Origin of the sequence: Aster yellows witches'-broom phytoplasma AYWB (genome assembly GCF_000012225.1) — a bacterium.
Classification (GTDB): Bacteria; Bacillota_I; Bacilli_A; order Acholeplasmatales; family Acholeplasmataceae; genus Phytoplasma.
In genome coordinates this window covers 405,739-423,117 of the sequence record NC_007716.1, presented here as the reverse complement: position 1 = coordinate 423,117, position 17,379 = coordinate 405,739, and the positions used below count along the sequence as shown (strand labels likewise).

General features: G+C 23.6%; 11 protein-coding genes and 2 pseudogenes. 5 read left to right on the top strand and 8 right to left on the bottom strand.

What is annotated here, in order from left to right:
- Positions 1-967 precede the first annotated feature (967 nt).
- A pseudogene (locus AYWB_RS03750) lies at positions 968-1,743 on the bottom strand (transposase); the annotation flags it as partial.
- Positions 1,744-2,282: 539 nt separating this feature from the next.
- Between AYWB_RS03750 and AYWB_RS01945 the strand changes: the two are divergent.
- Positions 2,283-4,388, top strand: coding sequence for an AAA family ATPase (locus AYWB_RS01945; RefSeq protein ID WP_011412690.1), 2,106 nt, complete (start codon positions 2,283-2,285; stop codon positions 4,386-4,388).
- Positions 4,389-4,693: 305 nt separating this feature from the next.
- Positions 4,694-5,473, top strand: a complete 780-nt coding sequence (locus AYWB_RS01940) for a hypothetical protein (RefSeq protein ID WP_011412689.1) — start codon at positions 4,694-4,696, stop codon at positions 5,471-5,473.
- 407 nt (positions 5,474-5,880) lie between these two features.
- Here the strand turns inward: AYWB_RS01940 and AYWB_RS03735 are convergent.
- From AYWB_RS03735 to AYWB_RS03965, 4 genes and pseudogenes are all read right to left on the bottom strand, one after another.
- Positions 5,881-6,770: pseudogene (locus AYWB_RS03735) on the bottom strand (IS3 family transposase).
- A 142-nt stretch (positions 6,771-6,912) separates the two neighbouring features.
- Positions 6,913-7,278 (bottom strand): hypothetical protein, encoded by a 366-nt coding sequence (locus tag AYWB_RS01925; RefSeq protein WP_011412686.1) that lies wholly within the window; start codon positions 7,276-7,278, stop codon positions 6,913-6,915.
- A gap of 1,404 nt (positions 7,279-8,682) precedes the next feature.
- Entirely contained in the window at positions 8,683-9,000 is a 318-nt protein-coding gene (locus AYWB_RS01910; protein WP_011412683.1) for an SVM family protein, read from the bottom strand.
- Between the two features lie 13 nt (positions 9,001-9,013).
- Positions 9,014-9,163, bottom strand: a complete 150-nt coding sequence (locus AYWB_RS03965) for a hypothetical protein (protein WP_160122702.1) — start codon at positions 9,161-9,163, stop codon at positions 9,014-9,016.
- A 325-nt stretch (positions 9,164-9,488) separates the two neighbouring features.
- Here AYWB_RS03965 and AYWB_RS03960 point away from each other — a divergent pair, with 325 nt between their 5' ends.
- Positions 9,489-9,641, top strand: a complete 153-nt coding sequence (locus tag AYWB_RS03960) for a hypothetical protein (protein ID WP_011412681.1) — start codon at positions 9,489-9,491, stop codon at positions 9,639-9,641.
- A gap of 928 nt (positions 9,642-10,569) precedes the next feature.
- Positions 10,570-10,743, top strand: coding sequence for a hypothetical protein (locus AYWB_RS03955; protein WP_160122700.1), 174 nt, complete (start codon positions 10,570-10,572; stop codon positions 10,741-10,743).
- A gap of 289 nt (positions 10,744-11,032) precedes the next feature.
- Here AYWB_RS03955 and uvrB read toward each other — a convergent pair whose 3' ends face one another.
- Positions 11,033-13,036, bottom strand: coding sequence for an excinuclease ABC subunit UvrB (gene uvrB, locus AYWB_RS01900; RefSeq protein ID WP_011412680.1), 2,004 nt, complete (start codon positions 13,034-13,036; stop codon positions 11,033-11,035).
- A 118-nt stretch (positions 13,037-13,154) separates the two neighbouring features.
- Positions 13,155-14,924: an excinuclease ABC subunit UvrC gene (gene uvrC / locus AYWB_RS01895; RefSeq protein WP_011412679.1), complete on the bottom strand. Its 1,770-nt coding sequence runs from the start codon at positions 14,922-14,924 to the stop codon at positions 13,155-13,157.
- A gap of 551 nt (positions 14,925-15,475) precedes the next feature.
- Here uvrC and AYWB_RS04545 point away from each other — a divergent pair.
- Complete coding sequence (locus AYWB_RS04545) at positions 15,476-15,640, top strand: DUF2963 domain-containing protein (RefSeq protein ID WP_425303928.1); 165 nt, start codon at positions 15,476-15,478, stop codon at positions 15,638-15,640.
- A 398-nt stretch (positions 15,641-16,038) separates the two neighbouring features.
- Here AYWB_RS04545 and AYWB_RS01890 read toward each other — a convergent pair whose 3' ends face one another.
- Positions 16,039-16,644 (bottom strand): nitroreductase family protein, encoded by a 606-nt coding sequence (locus AYWB_RS01890; protein ID WP_011412678.1) that lies wholly within the window; start codon positions 16,642-16,644, stop codon positions 16,039-16,041.
- Positions 16,645-17,379: the final 735 nt, after the last annotated feature.

The window sequence follows — 17,379 nt, the reverse complement described above, 5'->3', positions numbered from 1 at the left end:
AAAACAATAAGCTTATTAAAAAATGTTTTATTAAAACCAGAAAATAATAAAACATTAACTGAGGCACAATTTAAAAAATTCATTGAAGATACTCTATAGTTAAAGTTAAATACGTTTTAAAAGACAAAACTTCGGTAGCTTTATTAAAAGACACTTTTCAAACTATTTTTTTCACCAAATACAAAACTAAAATTTTTGTAAGCTTTACTGTGCTATAGCTAGTATGGTTGTTTTCTTTTTTGCAAAAACTACAAAATTTAGAAGAAGGGTTTACTAATGATTAAATTAATGTCTCATAAAAAAACTAATTAAAATGTTTTTTTATTGTTACTTATATTGCATTTCTTAGTTATTTAATTTATGTTTTTAACCATACTTTTTTTAAATAATTATCCTCATATAGATTATTTTCAAGCCAACAAAAAAATGGAAAATAAAGAGTATGATTATTTAATTTTATCAAAACATGAAACATTTTTAAGAGAACAAGAATACTACATTTTAATATTTAAGTGAGAATAGTTATAAAAAAATGGCAATGTCTTGTTAATGGGGGAATGAAATTGTAAGAATTATATAAGATTATCCAAGCCAAATAAATTAAATTTTCATAATCTATCAAAAATGCGCTGTTTCGTTTTTTTTTGGACATTTTTTGATTTAAAAATTACTCTTTAAGACTAAAAAATTAATTAGATAATTGCATATCTTTTCAAACTAAAGAAATATTTTTTTAAATTTCAAAAAGTTTCTAAGCCTTTTAATAATTCATTAGTTTCAAAAGATATTTTTTTGTTATATTTTATCTTTACACTATATAGTTAGGTAAAAAAAGTTCAAATTACTCCAAGAAAATTAAATTATAATTATTTTTTTGCGTAATTATGTTATTTTGATGAAAAAATGCGCAAAAATAAAACTTTTTCCAAGGCTAAATATTAAAATAAATTAATGATTAAAAATAAATTTATATGTTTTTTTGGGAATATTGAGAAGGGGATGAATAATTTAGATAAAATCCATTGATTGTTCCAAAATTTAGGGAAATAATTTATTATTTTTTAAACTTTTTCGATTGATTTTTGAAATAAAAAAGGATGTTGATTTTGTAAGATATTTTTTATTTGGCCGAAAAAGTTTTCAATTACGGCGTTATCACGTGGAGTAGCTTTTCTCGGCATGATGATTAAAAAACCTTTTTTCGTTAAATTTTGTTGGACTTTTTGTGATTGATAAACTGTGCCTTGGTCGGAATGAATAATACAAGGTTTATTTAATGGAGGTATTTTTTTGATTTTATTTAAAAATAATTGTTTATTTTGGATTTTTGAAGTGTGGGAAGCGATTATTTGTTTGTTGAAAGAGTCAATGATACAAGAAAAATATAAAAATCCTTGAATAATTTTTTTAAAGGGGCTGTTGATATAAAATCTTGTTTGAATAAATTGCTTACTACTTTTAATTTAGCTTTTCTTTATTATAATAATATTTATTTTTTTTAATTCTTAAACGACAAAAAATAAAGTTTTCTTTCATAATAGTATAATTTTTTTCTTTGTGATGTTTTTTGTTAAAAGTTTTTTGGTATAAATCAGTGATTTTTCGATGACCGCAAAAATATTATTCGTGTAAACATAAAGATTGAATGCGTTTTTTTGCAATAAGTGTTTTTTATTCTTTGGCTTTGATTTTATTTTCTACTTTCAACCAATAATAATAATAATAAGTGCTTTTTTTGATTTTTCATGGTTTAAATATGAATAAAATACCGAAAAACAAATAACTAATTTAGAAATCTAATAAAATAAATGATTACATTAACACTTATTAAAAAAAACTTTCTTTGTTTTCTTTGTTTTTTTTATTGCATTTGGATTTGCAAATATTATTCAAAAACCTCCAAAATATGACTTTATCCAACTTGTTAATTCAACAGACTATGTATTTAAACCCTCATTTAAAAAAATAGATAATTATTTTTATGATAAAATCATTCCAATAAAAGCAAAAGAAATAGATAATATAAATTATTAAAGATATTCAAAAAGATAAAATTGTAGCTGTTTGCCCGATTAATCAAAAAATTGAAGAATCTTTTTATATTCGTAATTATTATTTTGTTTTAAAATTTCCTTTTTATAATTATATTCAATAAGGAATATCGTGGTCGAATAGTCATATTAAATCTTTTAAAAAATTTATTTATATGAAAAACGTTCTGTACAAAATCGTACTTTATATTATGATGTTGAATAAAAAAAAGATAAAAGAAAGGAACTAATATGAAATTAAAACAAATTTATTTAAATTTGTTAGTTGTATGTGGTTTTGCCATTTTAGGTTTATGGATTTATGGTTTTTTTTTAAAAAATTATAACAATAATAATTTATTTCAAAATAATCATCCGTCAACCAATCAAAACAAATCTTTTGAAGAAATATCAAAATATCTCAAAGAGTTAAAAAAAACTAGCGAAGCTAAAATTAATGAAAATAACCAAAGAAATCAACAAATAGAACATTTAACTCAACAAATTAAATTAAATTTAGAGTTAATGAATGATTTTAATATTGAACTTAAAAAATTAACAACCACCAAAGAAGATAAAGAAAATAATCTCCAAAATAAAGACTTAAAAGAAGAAGAAAAGCACCAATTACAAGAAGAAATTATTTCTTTAAACAAAAAAATACAAGAAATTAAGGAAAAAAAAGAACCAATTCATAAACAAACTTTGGAATTAATAGAACAAAAAAAACAATTATTAACTACAAAATCAAAATCTAAAGAACAATTCAAAGAAACAAATTTCCGAATTATCAAAAATAACAATAATTTATTTATTACCAAAAAAATTCAAGGTTTACAAAAAACAATGGCTTTGAATGACGCTAATAAAAATATTATTAAAGACTTAATGATTCAAAACAAAGATAATACTGAAGAATTTCAAAAATTAAAAAGTTATGATTTGTTCTTAGATGGTCAATTAATACATTTTGACAAACAAATTAAACAATTACAAGAAGAAATCAAATCTTTACAAAACAATATTTCTTATCACTCCCCCAAACAGAAAGTTATGTTTTCTGATATATATGGTTTGAAACAAGAAAAAGAAGAATTAGAAGATTTGATTGAATATTTTCAAGATGATGATTTTGATATGGTTAATTTTGATAAAGTAATTCCTAGAGGATATTTACTATATGGACCCCCAGGAACAGGAAAAAGTTTTTTGATTGAAGCTTTATGTAATGAATTAGGTACACACTATATTGTATTAGAACCATCAAGATTTGAAAAGACTTATGTTGGTGAAGGTAATGAAGAATTAGAGAAAATATGGCAAGAAGCGGAATCACACAAAAAAACCATTATCTTTATTGATGAAATTAGTGGACTAGCTAATCGGGAAGATAATCAATCTAACAAAACAAGTATCAATATTGTTAATAATTTATTAACTAAATTAGATGGGTTTAAAAGAAGCGATAAAAAAATTGTCTTAATGGGAGCTACCAATCATTTAGATAAAATTGATAGCGCTTTAAGAAGTAGATTTAGCAAAGAAATTAAAATTGATTTATTAAAAGATGATGAAATTGAAGGTTTTTTACAATTTTTAGTAACTGATTATAAAATTATTTATCAAACATATATTCATTTAAAAGAAATTGCTAACAAATGTAAAGGCAAAACAATTTCTACCAGAGATTTAAGAGAAAAAATAATTGAAAGTGCTTTTATTAAAGCCAAAAAATACAAACGCAAAAACCCTAAACACGAAGTTATATTGCCTTCAGACTTAGATGAAGCTATTAATACTTTCCAAAACATTAAACTTTCTGACACTGAAAAAGAAAATAGAAGAAAAGAGTGTGAAGAACAATATGTAGAATGGAAGGAAGGATTATTAAAATACTTAACTCCCTCTAAAGATAATACTCAAGTAAACAAAAAATACATCTTCTATGGACTAAATGGACTAGGCAAAGGTCAACACCAAGAATATGAACCAACTGACCTCGCCACATTCTGCAAAACCCCATTCAATGAATGGCATATCCTAAGTCTCGAATTCACCCCAGGACAATATTTCAATTTTTTCCACACAAAAAACAAATACAAAGACTCACAATTTTACCCTCATAGTCCTATTGTATCCCCATCGAATTACTACATATACCTCAACTACAAAGGCCCCAAATATCTCCTAGAAGAAGATGAAGACTTTTTCATGGATGAAGTTGATTGTCCTACAAACAAAAAAGATGAAGATAATCATGCTATATGTAAAACCTACTACCTCCACTTCAACCCAGTCCAACAATGCATCAACCTTTATACTAAGAAATTTAATACTAAAGAAAATGCAAATAACTAAAATAAAGGAGAATTTAAAAAATGCAAGAATTAAAACAATATTTTAAAATATTGTTTTAATTAATCAGTATTTTTATTTCCATGGGTATTACTTTTTATTTTGCTAATCATAATAATTTAAAAGAACATTTCAATTCAAAAAGTTAATATTTAAAAGACAACATCAATAGAGTTGAAAAGAAAGTAGTTGAATTCAAACAAGAAACCTCAAAGCAATTTTTAAAAAATTAATGAAAATATAGATAAATTAGAGAAAATTATAATAAATCAAAATAAAACCTATAAAGAAAGCGAGTAAAAAATAATATGGCAAAAAAATCCCAATCTAAACCACCAACTAAACCCAATATAAAAAAATCAAAAATAAATCAACCTCAAAGAAAAAAAAATACAAAGTCATCTATAATCAAAAAACCTTCAAAACAAATTGCCCAAAGCAATCTACAACCTACAAAAATAATTGTAGAAACACAACAAAAGCAAGCTAATTGGTTTGTAAAAATTATTAAATCATCAATAACTGCAATCATTATTTTATTACCAATCATACTAATCGGTGGGGCATTATGGCTTATCATTTCTAAATTCTTCCCTGAAGTAGCAGCCCAATTTGGTGAAGGAGCTACAAAAATTTGGGTTTTTATCAAAGATACATGTCATAATTTAGATGATAAAACTAAAGAATGGTTAGAAAAAATAGGTATTAATCCTAAATATTCTTCTAATGTTTCAAAAGCTTTATGGTTTATTGGCGGTTTTCTACTTGCAGGTGCATGTTTTTTCATCTCTGGTATAGGACCATTTTTAGGAAAAGTAGTTTTGTTTAGTGCTATTGCTTTTTTAGCAACAGTTTTATTAACAGATAAAACACCCCCCAAAGCTAAAACTCTACCCCCAAATTTAGTAGAAGTTTATGATTTAGATGCTATTAAAGCAACAGAAGAAGCAAAACTAAAAAAAGAGTTAACAGAATATGCAGCAAAACTTTCTCAAGAAGGAAAATCATCAGAAGAAATTAAACAAAAAATTAACCAAAGAATTAAAAAAACAACTGAATTAAGGGTTTCTAAACAAACCTCTCAATAACAAATAGAAAAAATAATTTAACAAATAAACATAAAAACAAAAAGATTTTAGAAACCGAAAAGGGATATTTAAACATTAACCTTCGAGCCCAACAACTAGAAAAATTATACCTTGAAGGAAAAATAATTGAATTACAATCCCAACTTAAATCTAAAGAACAAATTTTGTCTCTAAAATTGTTCTTTAAGACTTCCAAATAAGTAGATAATTTCATATCTTTTCAAACTAAGGAAATATTTTTTTTAAATATTTTAACCTTACACTATATATTTAAGTAAAAAAAAGTTAAAAAACCCCTAAAAAAATGAAAACATAATTATTTTTTTACGTAATTATGTTATTTTGATTAAAAAAATGCGTAAAAAGATAACCTTTTTCAAGGTTGAAAATTTGAAATAAAAAAATTATTATCTAAAATTTAGGGAATATTGAGTTGGTGATGAATAATTTAATTTAGCTAAAAACCATTGATTGTTCTAAAATTTATGGAAATAATTGATTATTTTTTTAACTTTTTCGGTTGATTTTTGAAATAAAAAAAGGATGTTGATGTTGTAAGATAGTTTTCATTTGACCAAAAAAGTTTTCAATTACACCGTTATCATGTGGAGTATCTTTTCTTGACATGCTGATTAAAAAACCTTTTTTTAGTTAGTGTTTGTTGGACTTTTTGCGATTGATAAAATGTTCCTTGGTCGGAATGAATAATACAAGGTTCTTTTAATGGAGGTATTTTTTTGATGGCGTTTAAAACCAATTTTTTATTTTGATGTTTTGAAGTTTGGTAAGAGATGATTTGGTTGTTAAAAGAATCAACAATACAAGAAAAATATAAAAATCCTTGGGGAGTTTTTTAAATAAGTAATATTGGTTAATAATTTTTGTAAAGGGGATGTTGATAAAAAGTCTTTATTTATTAAATTGTCTACTACTTTTAATTTAGTTTTTAAATTATTTTTAAAATAACATTTATTTTTTTTAATTCTTAAACGACAAAAAATACCGTTTTCTTTCATAATAGTATAAATTTTTTTCTTGGTAATGTTTTCGTTAAAAGTTTTTTGGTATAAATCAGTGATTTTACGATGACAGTAAAAATATTTTTGGTGTAAACATAAAGCTTTAATGCGATTTTGTTGTAATAAGTATTTTTCTTTTTTTGTCTTTTATTTTATTTTCGACTTTAAACCAATAATAATAATCGCTTCTTTTGATTTTGATAGTTTTTAAAATGTTTTTTTAAATTTAGTATTTTATTGAATTGTTTAACCAATTCAAAAACTGTTTTTTTTATCATTTTTTTGTTTTTTTCATTAGAGTTTTTAATAATTTTTTTATTTGTTTTAATATTTCTTTTAATTTTTTATAATATTAAATATTGTTTTCCTTTTTATATACCATGCATCAACCATTATAAATCTAAATGATTTATATTTATTTTAAAAAAGGGCTTCGAGCGCAACTGGGTGGATTTTGATTTTTATAAAAATTATATTTTTAATTGATTTACATAAACCTATAATTAATAATTTAAATGGAAATAAAATCCATTTTATTATTGTTTTTATAATATTAAAGATAGAACCGATAAAAACTAAAAAGGTAATAAAGATTAAAATATAAAATATAGATGAAACAAAACTGATAATTATTCCTGAACTATTTAAAATATTGCCAAAAGAAAAATCAACATCTTTAATAGCAATTATATTGTTGAAAGTTGTTTTAAGGAATGATATAATGAAGATAGCGTAATCATTTATTTTATCAATAAAAGCGCTTATGTTAAAATTAAAATTATGCATGAATAATGCATCCTTTCATGGTAGTTATATAAAACGTTGTTTTTGGTAGGACTTTGATTTATATAACTATTTTTTTATATTTTAATGTGAGCTTAATATAACAAAAATGACCCTACATATACGCAAGTTCGGACAAACGTATACATAAGAGTCATTAATTATTTTAACATTTTTTTAGATGTAAAAAAATAAACTTTAAATCAAATTCTAAGTAAATAAAATTATATTTTAACAAAAAAATTATTTGAAAAGATAAATAAAAATATTAATAATAAACTAACCAACGGCTTTCTTTTTTATAGGTTCCAAACAAGATAAAAATGCCAGGAAACAATCCCCAAATAAGACCATATATACCACAAAATCTTTTTGTAAATTTATTAGATTTTGAATTAAATAATCTTATATATAAAAAAATAGAAAAAGGAATTAATAAAAAAAATAAACCAAAAAATAATTCTAAAAAATATGAATGAAATAAGTTATTTTCTAATTCATAATAATATTTTTTTCCAAAAATTTCTATATCATAAACTTTAACATTTAAAAAAGATAAAATTTGAAACTTTGATGATAAAAATTCTATATAATACCTTTTAAAACCTAAAAAAGATAAAATTTTAAGCTGTGATAATAAAAATATTAAAAAAAAATAAAAAATTGATTGAAAAAGAATACAAAAAAAACAACCAATTTTAACTAATTTATTTGTTTTTATCATTTTAATAGATTCCTTTTAATATTGCTATATATTAATAATATAATTTTTTTATAAGTTGTTTATATTAGTTATTTTTTTAATAAACTCTTTTGTTTCTTTTTTACTTAAAGTTTTTATTTGAAATTGTTTTAATAAAGTATTGGTTTTTTTCTATTAAATTATATTTCATTTCTACTGAATTCCAAACGTTATAATAAATATATTTTGAATCTAAAATAATAAGTATTTTACAACGTCTTTTTTTATTGAATAATTCTTTAATCTTTTTTTAAAAATAACCCCAAAGAAATTATCAATACTTTTAAAGGTAGTAATAATAATTTAATTTACATTCTAAAACTTTATTTTATAACTAGATTTAAATTAGGATGAAGTATTATTATCTAACATTTTAAATAAATCTGATAAACCCTAAACAATTAGAACGCAAATAATCTAAAATAATACATTCTTGACCTTGGCAATCATATAAAACATCATTACTACCGGATGAAATATAAGTTTGATAATTTTTATCTTTGGTAATTATATAAGCATTGATAACAAGTTCACAAATTCTTAATTTCATTTTATTTTAATCCTTTTTATTTTTTTTAAAAAATAAATTTTGCATTTTCTTGCTCCTTTTTAAAATTGGGCATAAAGAAAGATCTTAATTTAAAGGATTAAAATTTTATATTAAATTATTTTTTCTTTTTATTAGGTTTTGAAGTTGAAGATATATTTTGGGTCGATGTATTCCTTTTTTTGTCATTATAAAACAATTTAGTTAATTTGTTTAAATTAATTTGTATTCCTTTTTTGTTAAAAAATTTAATATTTTCCTCTAATGTATCTACCGCTTCCTCTATAATATCGATATTTTTCTTTAATTTGCCTTCAGAATTATTATTACAAGTTGCCATTACTTGAGGATTGTTGGTGATAAAAAATAATCCTAAAAAAGTAAATAAAACTATTTGAAATAAATATAATTGTTTTTTAAATCTAAAAATTAACATTTTTTTCTCTTTTCTAATTTTTATTTATATTTTCTTTAGTGTTAAATTTCTTAGTATAAAAGTTGATACATTGTTTGACTGGGTTGAAGTGGAGGTTAGTAGGTTTTTGAATCGTAATAACTTTTACTTTCTCTTTGTTGATTTTTGCTTTGAAACCATTCATCTTCAGTTTCTATTTTGTTGTTTTTAATTGTATGTGAATCACTTTGGTTGGTTGTATTGATTTTTATTATACCAAATGAAAGCAATTATTCCAATTACCAACGTACCCAAAATTATTTTAATATAATGAATTTGATTTTAAATTAGTTTTTGTAATTCTCTTTTTATTTTGTTTGTTTTTGATAAAAATAAAAACATAAAGAAATTATAACAAAAAGAAGAAATAAAAAAACTATAATTATTAATTTTAAAATAGTTCCATATTGAAAATACTCCCCTTTTTATTATTTTAACTTATCATTATTTTAACATAAACAAAAACAATAATGCAAAGAAAATTGCATTATTGTTGCCACCAAAGTTTTAGAGCTTTCCATGCGTATATGATTTTGTTAACAACCACCCCAGCAGAAGCATTAAATAATATAAAAAATCCTTTAATTGCGGAATATATTGATGATACTGAAAATGATTTTTAGTTTTATTATTTTAAAATATTTAATTTCCTTTAATTTTAAAGATTTTTTTATTTATTGTATATTATTTTTTATAGTATTTTTTTTACTAAATCATCTTTTTTTTTGATTTTAGTGTTGGTTGGAATAATATTTTTTTAATTATTTTTAATATGATAAAAACAATAATTTTTTTTATATAGGAAAAATTAACAATTTTAATTTATCCTTTAAAATTATTTAGTTCATTGTTTGATTTTTTAATGAAAATATTAACGATTTTTAAAGATGATGCCCCCCTATTATAAAGTTTCTTTCTCAGAGTGTTGATGTTCTTATTCTCAAAGATTTAGATCCCAATGGTGGTTTATTGAAGGGAGCAAAACAAGTTGGTAAAACTGTTTTAGTTGGTGTTACTGTAATTGCTCTTAGAATTGTTGGTAGTTCTTTTAAATACTGTTGTTGTAATAGGGAATTTATTATTTAAAATTGTTTTAAGAATATTAGATATTATTTAATTATTCTTAAATATTGTTTATTTTATTAAAAAATGTTATAATAATGCTGAGTTTTGGCTTTTCTTTTTTTTACATTGTTAAAATGAAACAAAATTATAAAGGAATATAAAAAATAATTATGAAAATAATTAAATTTAATAATAGTCAATATCTTTTAATTACTTTTTTAATTACTGCTGCTATTTTACTTTTTTGTGTTTTAGATAGGTAGGCTTGCTTATAAATATCATTTAGAAACCGAAGAAAGACGTAAATTACAAGAAGTAGATATTAAAGCAAAAGCAAGAGAGTTGAATAACGATATATATAATGAAAATAAAAAAATTAAAGAAGAAAACGAATATTTAAAAAGTGTCCCTTTATTATACCAAAAAACGCCTTTACCGTGAACTATCTCAGTAAAGGAGTAGTTTTGTGTTTAAGGAGAACAAACAATGCTACATTTAAATGATTTAACTATGAATAAAGAGTTTATTAGTTTATCTTTTCATGTTCTTAAAACATTTAATGCAATTAAAAGAGGTACTTTTAATAAAGAACAAATTAAAGCTTTTGATAATATTTATTTTTTGTTAAGACTACTGATTTCGGGCAAGGTTTTTTTCTAAGATTATGTCTTCACACTATTGGCTAATATTAGTTATGAATAAAAAGAAATCCAAGAAAAAATAGAATTTATTAAATTACATATGAGACCTATGTCTGATAAATATTATTTGTTTTTAAGAAATAAAACTAAGAAACTTTTTTAAAAAAACTCATAAATTTATTTGTTTAATGATTGCTGAAAATAAAGATGAACTGACATCAATTGATATTTAAAGCAAAGTTAAAGATATCATAAGAAATATTAGTCTAAACTTTTGGAACACCTCATCTTTTTTATTATTTTAATTGTTATCTTTTTTCTTTTTTCTCCAAATCTAAAATCAAATCTCTTAATGTAGCTGCTTTTTCAAAATCAAGGGCTTTGGCAGCTTCTTTCATCGTTTTTTGTAAACGTTTAATTTCTTTATTTTTAGCTGTCATATTTGTATTTATTTGCAACTTTTTTTGCACCTTACTCTTACCCTTTTCATTTTTGATCCTTTCTTTTTGTTTTATTGAAATTGTTTCTAAAATAGTTTTGTTAAGAGCAGTTGGTGTTACTTTCATTGTTTCGTTGTATTGTTTTTGGATTTTTCTTCTACGATAAGTTTCTTCAATGGCAATTTGCATAGCAGGAGAAATACAATCAGCATACATAATAGCTTTTCCTGTAATGTTTCTAGCTGCTCTTCCAATAGTTTGGATAAGGCTTCTTTCGTTTCTTAAAAAACCTTGTTTATCAGCATCCAAAATAGCTACTAAAGCTACTTCAGGTAAGTCAAGTCCTTCTCTCAAAAGATTAACTCCCACCAAACAATCGTATTTTCCCAATCTTAGATCTTTTAAAATTTCAAGTCTTTGCAAAGATTTAATTTCACTATGTAAATAAGCTACTTTGATGCCTAAATTTTTTAAATAAGTAGTTAGGTCTTCGCTCATATTAATAGTTAAAGTTGTTATCAAAATTCTTTGATTGTTTTTAGTTTGGTGTTTAATTTCAAAGTAAAGATCGTCCATTTGGTTGTTGGTGGGTCTCACTTCAATTTCTGGATCAAGAACAAAAGTAGGTCTTATAATTTGTTCTACAATGGGGATTTTTTTAGTTAATTCATAGTCTCCAGGAGTAGCTGAAAGATAGATAACTTTATTCATTTTCTCTTGGAATTCATTGAATTTTAAAGGTCTGTTATCAAGGGCGCTTGGTAGTCTGAAACCGAAATTTACTAAGTTGTTTTTGCGAGAAAAATCACCAAAATACATTCCTTTAATTTGGGGTATAGTTACATGAGATTCATCAACAATGGTTAAAAAATCATTTCCAAAAAAATCAATTAAAGTGGATGGCGCCTCGCCTTTTCCTTTGAGTGCCAAGTGTCTTGAATAATTTTCAACACCATTGCAATTGCCTATTTGTTCTAACATTTCTAAATCGTGTAAAGTACGCATTTTAATTTTTTGAGCTGCTAAAAGTTGGTTAGTTTTTTCAAAATGATTAATTTGTTCCTTTAATTCTTGGCGAATTCTTTTGATGCTTTCTTGTAATTTTTGGTTATTTGTAGCATATAGACTAGCAGGGAAAAGAGTAATTAATTTAAGGTTAGCAATTGCTTTGCCATTTAAAACATAAAAATTTTGAATATTTTCAATTTCATTGCCAAAAAAAATAATGCGGATACCAATTTCTTTGCTAGATGAAGCAATAATTTCTATAATGTCGCCTCTTACTCGAAAAGTGCCTCTTTGAAAATTAATTTCGTTTCTTTGGTATTTTAATTCTATTAACTTGTTAATTAAATTTTTTCTTTCGTACTTATCTCCAATTTGTAAATGTAGTGTTGATTTTTGATAATCTTTAAGGTCACCTACTCCATAAATGCACGAAACAGAAGCAACTACAATTACATCATCTCGGTTAATTAACGAACCTGCGGCACTATGACGCAACTGATCAATTTCATCATTGATTTTGGAGTCTTTTTCGATGTAAGTGTCGCTTGATGCTACATATGCTTCTGGTTGGTAGTAATCATAATAAGAAATAAAATATTCTACTCGATTGTTGGGAAACATGGCTTTTAATTCGTTGTAAAGCTGTCCTGCTAATGTTTTATTATGAGCAATAACCAAAGTTTTTTGTTGTAAATGTTGAATAATATTTGCAATGGTAAAAGTTTTTCCAGTGCCAGTAGCTCCCAAAAGAATTTGTTCTTTTAAACCTTGTTTAAAGTTATTAACTAATTTTTGAATTGCTTGAGGTTGGTCGCCACTTGGTTTTAAAGAACTTTGCAATTTAAATAAATTTGTTAAACTCATTTGTTGCTCCTTGCATTTTTTTGATTTTGGTTATTTTTGTGGTTTAATTTCAAAATATTTAGATGGTTGTTCTAAAATTTTGTTAATATTTTTTTAATGAATATTTATTTGCCCACTTCTATAAACTCTTTTTAATTAACAAAAACAATTTTTGATTAATTCCTATTTTTTGAAAATCTTGCAAAGTAGCTTTTTTGATGGCTTCTAAACTTTCAAAATGATTTAATATGGCTTTTTTTCTAACAACGCCAACTCCTTTTATGTTTGATAAAGTGGTTTTATAATCCAGTTTTTTTTTGGTTTTGCGGTGAAAAGAAACGGCGAAACGATGGACTTCTTCGCTTAAACTTTTTAAAAAATGAAATAAATTAGGATCTTGTTCCAACATTAATTTTTCTTGAAAAGTTACAAGATGAGTTAATTGATGTTTGTTATTTTTTTGCAATGCTCCTAAAGGAATTTCATAGCCCAGTTTCTTTAAAGTTTTTTGGCTTTGCCTTAGCTGTACTAAACTGCCATCAACCAAAATTAAATCTGTTGCATCATTTTCAGCTTCCTTGCCTTTGTTATAACAACGCGTAAGTGTTTCTTCAAAAGCTTGATATTCGTTAGGTAATTCACCTTTAATGTGAAAAGTTCGATAAAGTTTTTTGTCAAATTCAAAATGATTAAACACAATTCTTGCCGCCACAAAGGCTTTTCCAAATAGTTGAGAATTGTCAAAAACATCAATTCTTTTGATATCTTTATTAAAAATAATTGCCAATTTGTTTAATGCTTCTTGTATTTTTTGGTCTTTGGATTGATAGATTAAATTATTGTGAGATAAATCATTTTGGGCGTTTTTTAAGGCTAGTAAAAAAAGTTTCTTTTTGTCTCCCTTATGATAAATATTTACTTTGGTTTGCAAGATTTGTTCCAATAAAGTTTGGTTAGTTATCGTTTGTTGCAAAATATTTTCATCTTGGTTTTTTCCTGTAATAATTATATCTGGTTTAATGTTTTTTTGATAATAACAATTAAGATAAGTTAAAATATTTTCGCATACAAAGCCAACATATGAAAAAACACTCCGATAAGAATCAACGATATTTCCTTGGCGAATTTTTAAAATTTGAATTGCTATTTGGTCTTGATTAAATGCATAGGCAAAAATATCGCAATTTTTGAGTTTTTGATTACTGATAAGTTGTTTTTTTGTGGTCTGTTTGATTGAATCAATAATGTCGCGGTATTCTTGGGCTTTTTCATAAAACATTTTTTCGCTGGCTTTTTGCATTAAATGGTGTAATTTTTTTAAAATATCTTTGATATTGCCTTTTAAAAATTTAGTAATTGCATCAATATTAGGCTTATAATTAATTGTTTTTCCTGCACAAGCGCCGAGGCATTGATTGATGTGAAAATGAAGACACGGTTTTTTTGATGCTAACTGACATCTCCTTAAAGGATACAAAAGATGCAACAATTTTAAGGTTTCTTTGGTGCTTTTAAGATTGGGATAAGGACCAAAAATTATTTTTCCTGGAGGAATTTGTTTGAATCGTGAAATTTTTAATTGTGGGTGTTTTTCTTTGGTAATTTCAATATAAGGATAAGTTTTGTCATCCAAAAGTTTGAAATTATATTTAGGAGTGTGTGTTTTGATTAAGTTAGCTTCTAAAATTAAGGCTTCTTGTTCGTTGTTAGTAATAATGTAGAAAAAGTCTTGGGTTTCTTCAATTAACATCGCTGTTTTTAAGTTGTTTCTTTTGGTAAAATAACTTTGGACGCGTTTTTTTAAATTTTTGGCTTTACCAACATAAATGATTGTGTCTTTTGTGTTTTTAAAAAGATAACAACCAGGATTGGGCGGTAAAGTTTTTATTTTTTCTAAAAGAATTGACATTTTAAATTGCTTCCGTTTATTGAATTGTTTTTTTTGATTTTTTATCCAATTTAATAGTGTTTTTATTTTTCAGGTTTGAATTTGGCTTTTTTCATTTTATTTATTTTATTTTTTTGTAAAAAAATTTATTTTCTTGCTTTGTTTGTTGATTTTTGGAATATTTGTTTTTTTGTTTGTTTTCATTAACTTTATTATATCAAAATTAATATTATTATTTTGAAATTATTTAAAATTTTTAAAGCATTTGCGATAATAAACTTATTTTTTTCAAACTAAAATAATAATGAAAAAATATCAAAACTAAAAGACTTGAAAGAATAGGTGATAATTGAACAAATTGCCACCCTATTTATAAAAAAAATAAAAAAAAGAGATTAAAATGGCTTGAAATTACAGACGTTATTATTCCAGTAAAAAATCTTTTAGAATAAATAAATTAACTTTAGGATTTTTTTCAATATTGGTTTTCACCTAAATTAGGTCTTGTTATTCTGCTGCTGTTTATTTTGCTTCAAAAGGTTATTTATTAATAGTTAAATAATAAAAAAAGAATTGTAAAAATCAAAAAAATTATTTATAGAGATGATGGAACTATTAAAAAAAATTATGAAAAATGTTGTTTAATTAAAGATTATAGTCGTACATTTTATTATAATCCTGATAGCAAAACAATAGATTATATTAAGGAATATAATCTATTGTTTTCTAAATACTAAAAAATATTTGGTGCAGTCCTATAACAAAGAAAAAACATTGATATTGCAGGTACAGGAGATTTTTTTTGCTAATCTTTTTCTAGGTTTTTATTTGAAATATGAAAGAAATATTAAAAATGATTTGGCTCATGCTGTTTTTTTTTTTTTTATCTTAATAAAATTGTTCAAAATACTTTTTTATCTAAGCAACAAGAATTGCAATGTTTTTCTGTTTTATACAAACAAGTTAATTCAGCAAAAATACCTCAATTTATAGAAATTAACTATTAAATTATTTATTAAATAAAAAAATGCCTTTTTATAAAAAAAAGACCAACTTTTTAAGTCAGCCATAATGTTATTTTTGTGAATATTTTAATTTTTTAGTGTTTTAATACAGTTATTTTTTGCAATTTTAACTACATCCAAAAAATAAAATCTTTACAATCCATTCGAAAAGCTTTATTTTTGGGTTTTTCTTGTGATTTCCCAATAGCAACCAACAATACAGGCAAATATTGAAAATCAATATTTAGTCCTTCATTGATTTTTTTTGCGTTAAACCCTCCCATAGGACAAACATCATAACCATATTTTTTAGCAGCTAACATCAATTGCAACGCTCCGATACCACCTTCTAAAAATAACTCATTTTTTAGTTTTGATTGGGAAATTTGTTTGTAATAATCATCAATTTTTGTAATTATTTGTAATTTGGTTGTATCAGATATTTGTTTTTTTAAAAATTCTTGTTGATAAATTTTTTCAGCTAAGGTATTTTTTTGAGTATCGCAACACAACAAAATCATAGCAGAACAAGTTTCTAATTGAGTTTTGTTACCATATAAAAAAGGAGCTATTTTTTGTTTACTCTTTTCGCCTTTAAAAACAAAAAAACGCCATGGTTGTAAATTAAAAGCAGAGGGTGCTTGGAAAACTGTACCCAAAATTGCTTCTAAAATGTTGTTTTGTATTTCATGATTTGCACAAAATTGACGCACACTTTTAATTTTTAAAAAATCCATAAAAACTCCTCCAATCCAATTTAATTCAAATTATCAAATATATTATGAGTTGAAACATAAAAATATACTTAAATTTTATAAAAAAGGTAACCAAACTCAATTATAATAAATTATCATGTAAAAATAGTTATAAAATCAAAGGAAAAATGTTATGTTAATATATCAAATATACTATTTTTATGGTTTTTTTAGACAAAAATAGGATAAAAATAGCCTATTTTGTAGTTTATCCCTTTTTTAATAAACCCTAATTTTATCTTTTTTTGATTTTTAAAATGTTTTTTTAATAAAATTAGAGTTATTTTTTTCAAATTTGCAATTTTTTTTATTTTTAAATATTTTCAGAAATTAATTGACACATTTTTTGAAACTTTTCAAAAGTGAAATTGGTTTTTTTAGTTTATTTGTAAGGTTTTAAAACCCTTTTTGTTGTATTTTACTAAGTTTTACTACAAAATTAATTACTATACAATCATCAAATTTAGTTTTTTGAGGGGCTTTAATTGCTAATTTGTAGTATTTTTTCCATTTGTGTCAATATAAGTATATTTTATTTTCTTTTTTAACTACAAACTCATTTGAAATTCCGTAATTTTTTTTATAAGAAATACATTTTCTTTTTTTGTCTTTTGGTTTTAATCCTATAACCCAAACCCCACTTGTATTTGGTTAGAAATTATTTAATATAGGCTAGGTCATTTGCCAAGTAAATAAAAATTTAAGCCTTTTTTTAAA

What these genes read in the sequence shown, in the direction of transcription:
- uvrB (WP_011412680.1), bottom strand. Translation starts at nt 13,036, where the DNA reads ATGAGTTTAACAAATTTATTTAAATTGCAAAGTTCTTTAAAACCAAGT.
- AYWB_RS03955 (WP_160122700.1), top strand. Translation starts at nt 10,570, where the DNA reads ATGCTACATTTAAATGATTTAACTATGAATAAAGAGTTTATTAGTTTA.
- AYWB_RS03965 (WP_160122702.1), bottom strand. Translation starts at nt 9,163, where the DNA reads ATGAATGGTTTCAAAGCAAAAATCAACAAAGAGAAAGTAAAAGTTATT.
- AYWB_RS01945 (WP_011412690.1), top strand. Translation starts at nt 2,283, where the DNA reads ATGAAATTAAAACAAATTTATTTAAATTTGTTAGTTGTATGTGGTTTT.
- AYWB_RS03960 (WP_011412681.1), top strand. Translation starts at nt 9,489, where the DNA reads ATGCAAAGAAAATTGCATTATTGTTGCCACCAAAGTTTTAGAGCTTTC.
- uvrC (WP_011412679.1), bottom strand. Translation starts at nt 14,924, where the DNA reads ATGTCAATTCTTTTAGAAAAAATAAAAACTTTACCGCCCAATCCTGGT.
- AYWB_RS01925 (WP_011412686.1), bottom strand. Translation starts at nt 7,278, where the DNA reads ATGCATAATTTTAATTTTAACATAAGCGCTTTTATTGATAAAATAAAT.
- AYWB_RS01890 (WP_011412678.1), bottom strand. Translation starts at nt 16,644, where the DNA reads ATGGATTTTTTAAAAATTAAAAGTGTGCGTCAATTTTGTGCAAATCAT.
- AYWB_RS01940 (WP_011412689.1), top strand. Translation starts at nt 4,694, where the DNA reads ATGGCAAAAAAATCCCAATCTAAACCACCAACTAAACCCAATATAAAA.
- AYWB_RS01910 (WP_011412683.1), bottom strand. Translation starts at nt 9,000, where the DNA reads ATGTTAATTTTTAGATTTAAAAAACAATTATATTTATTTCAAATAGTT.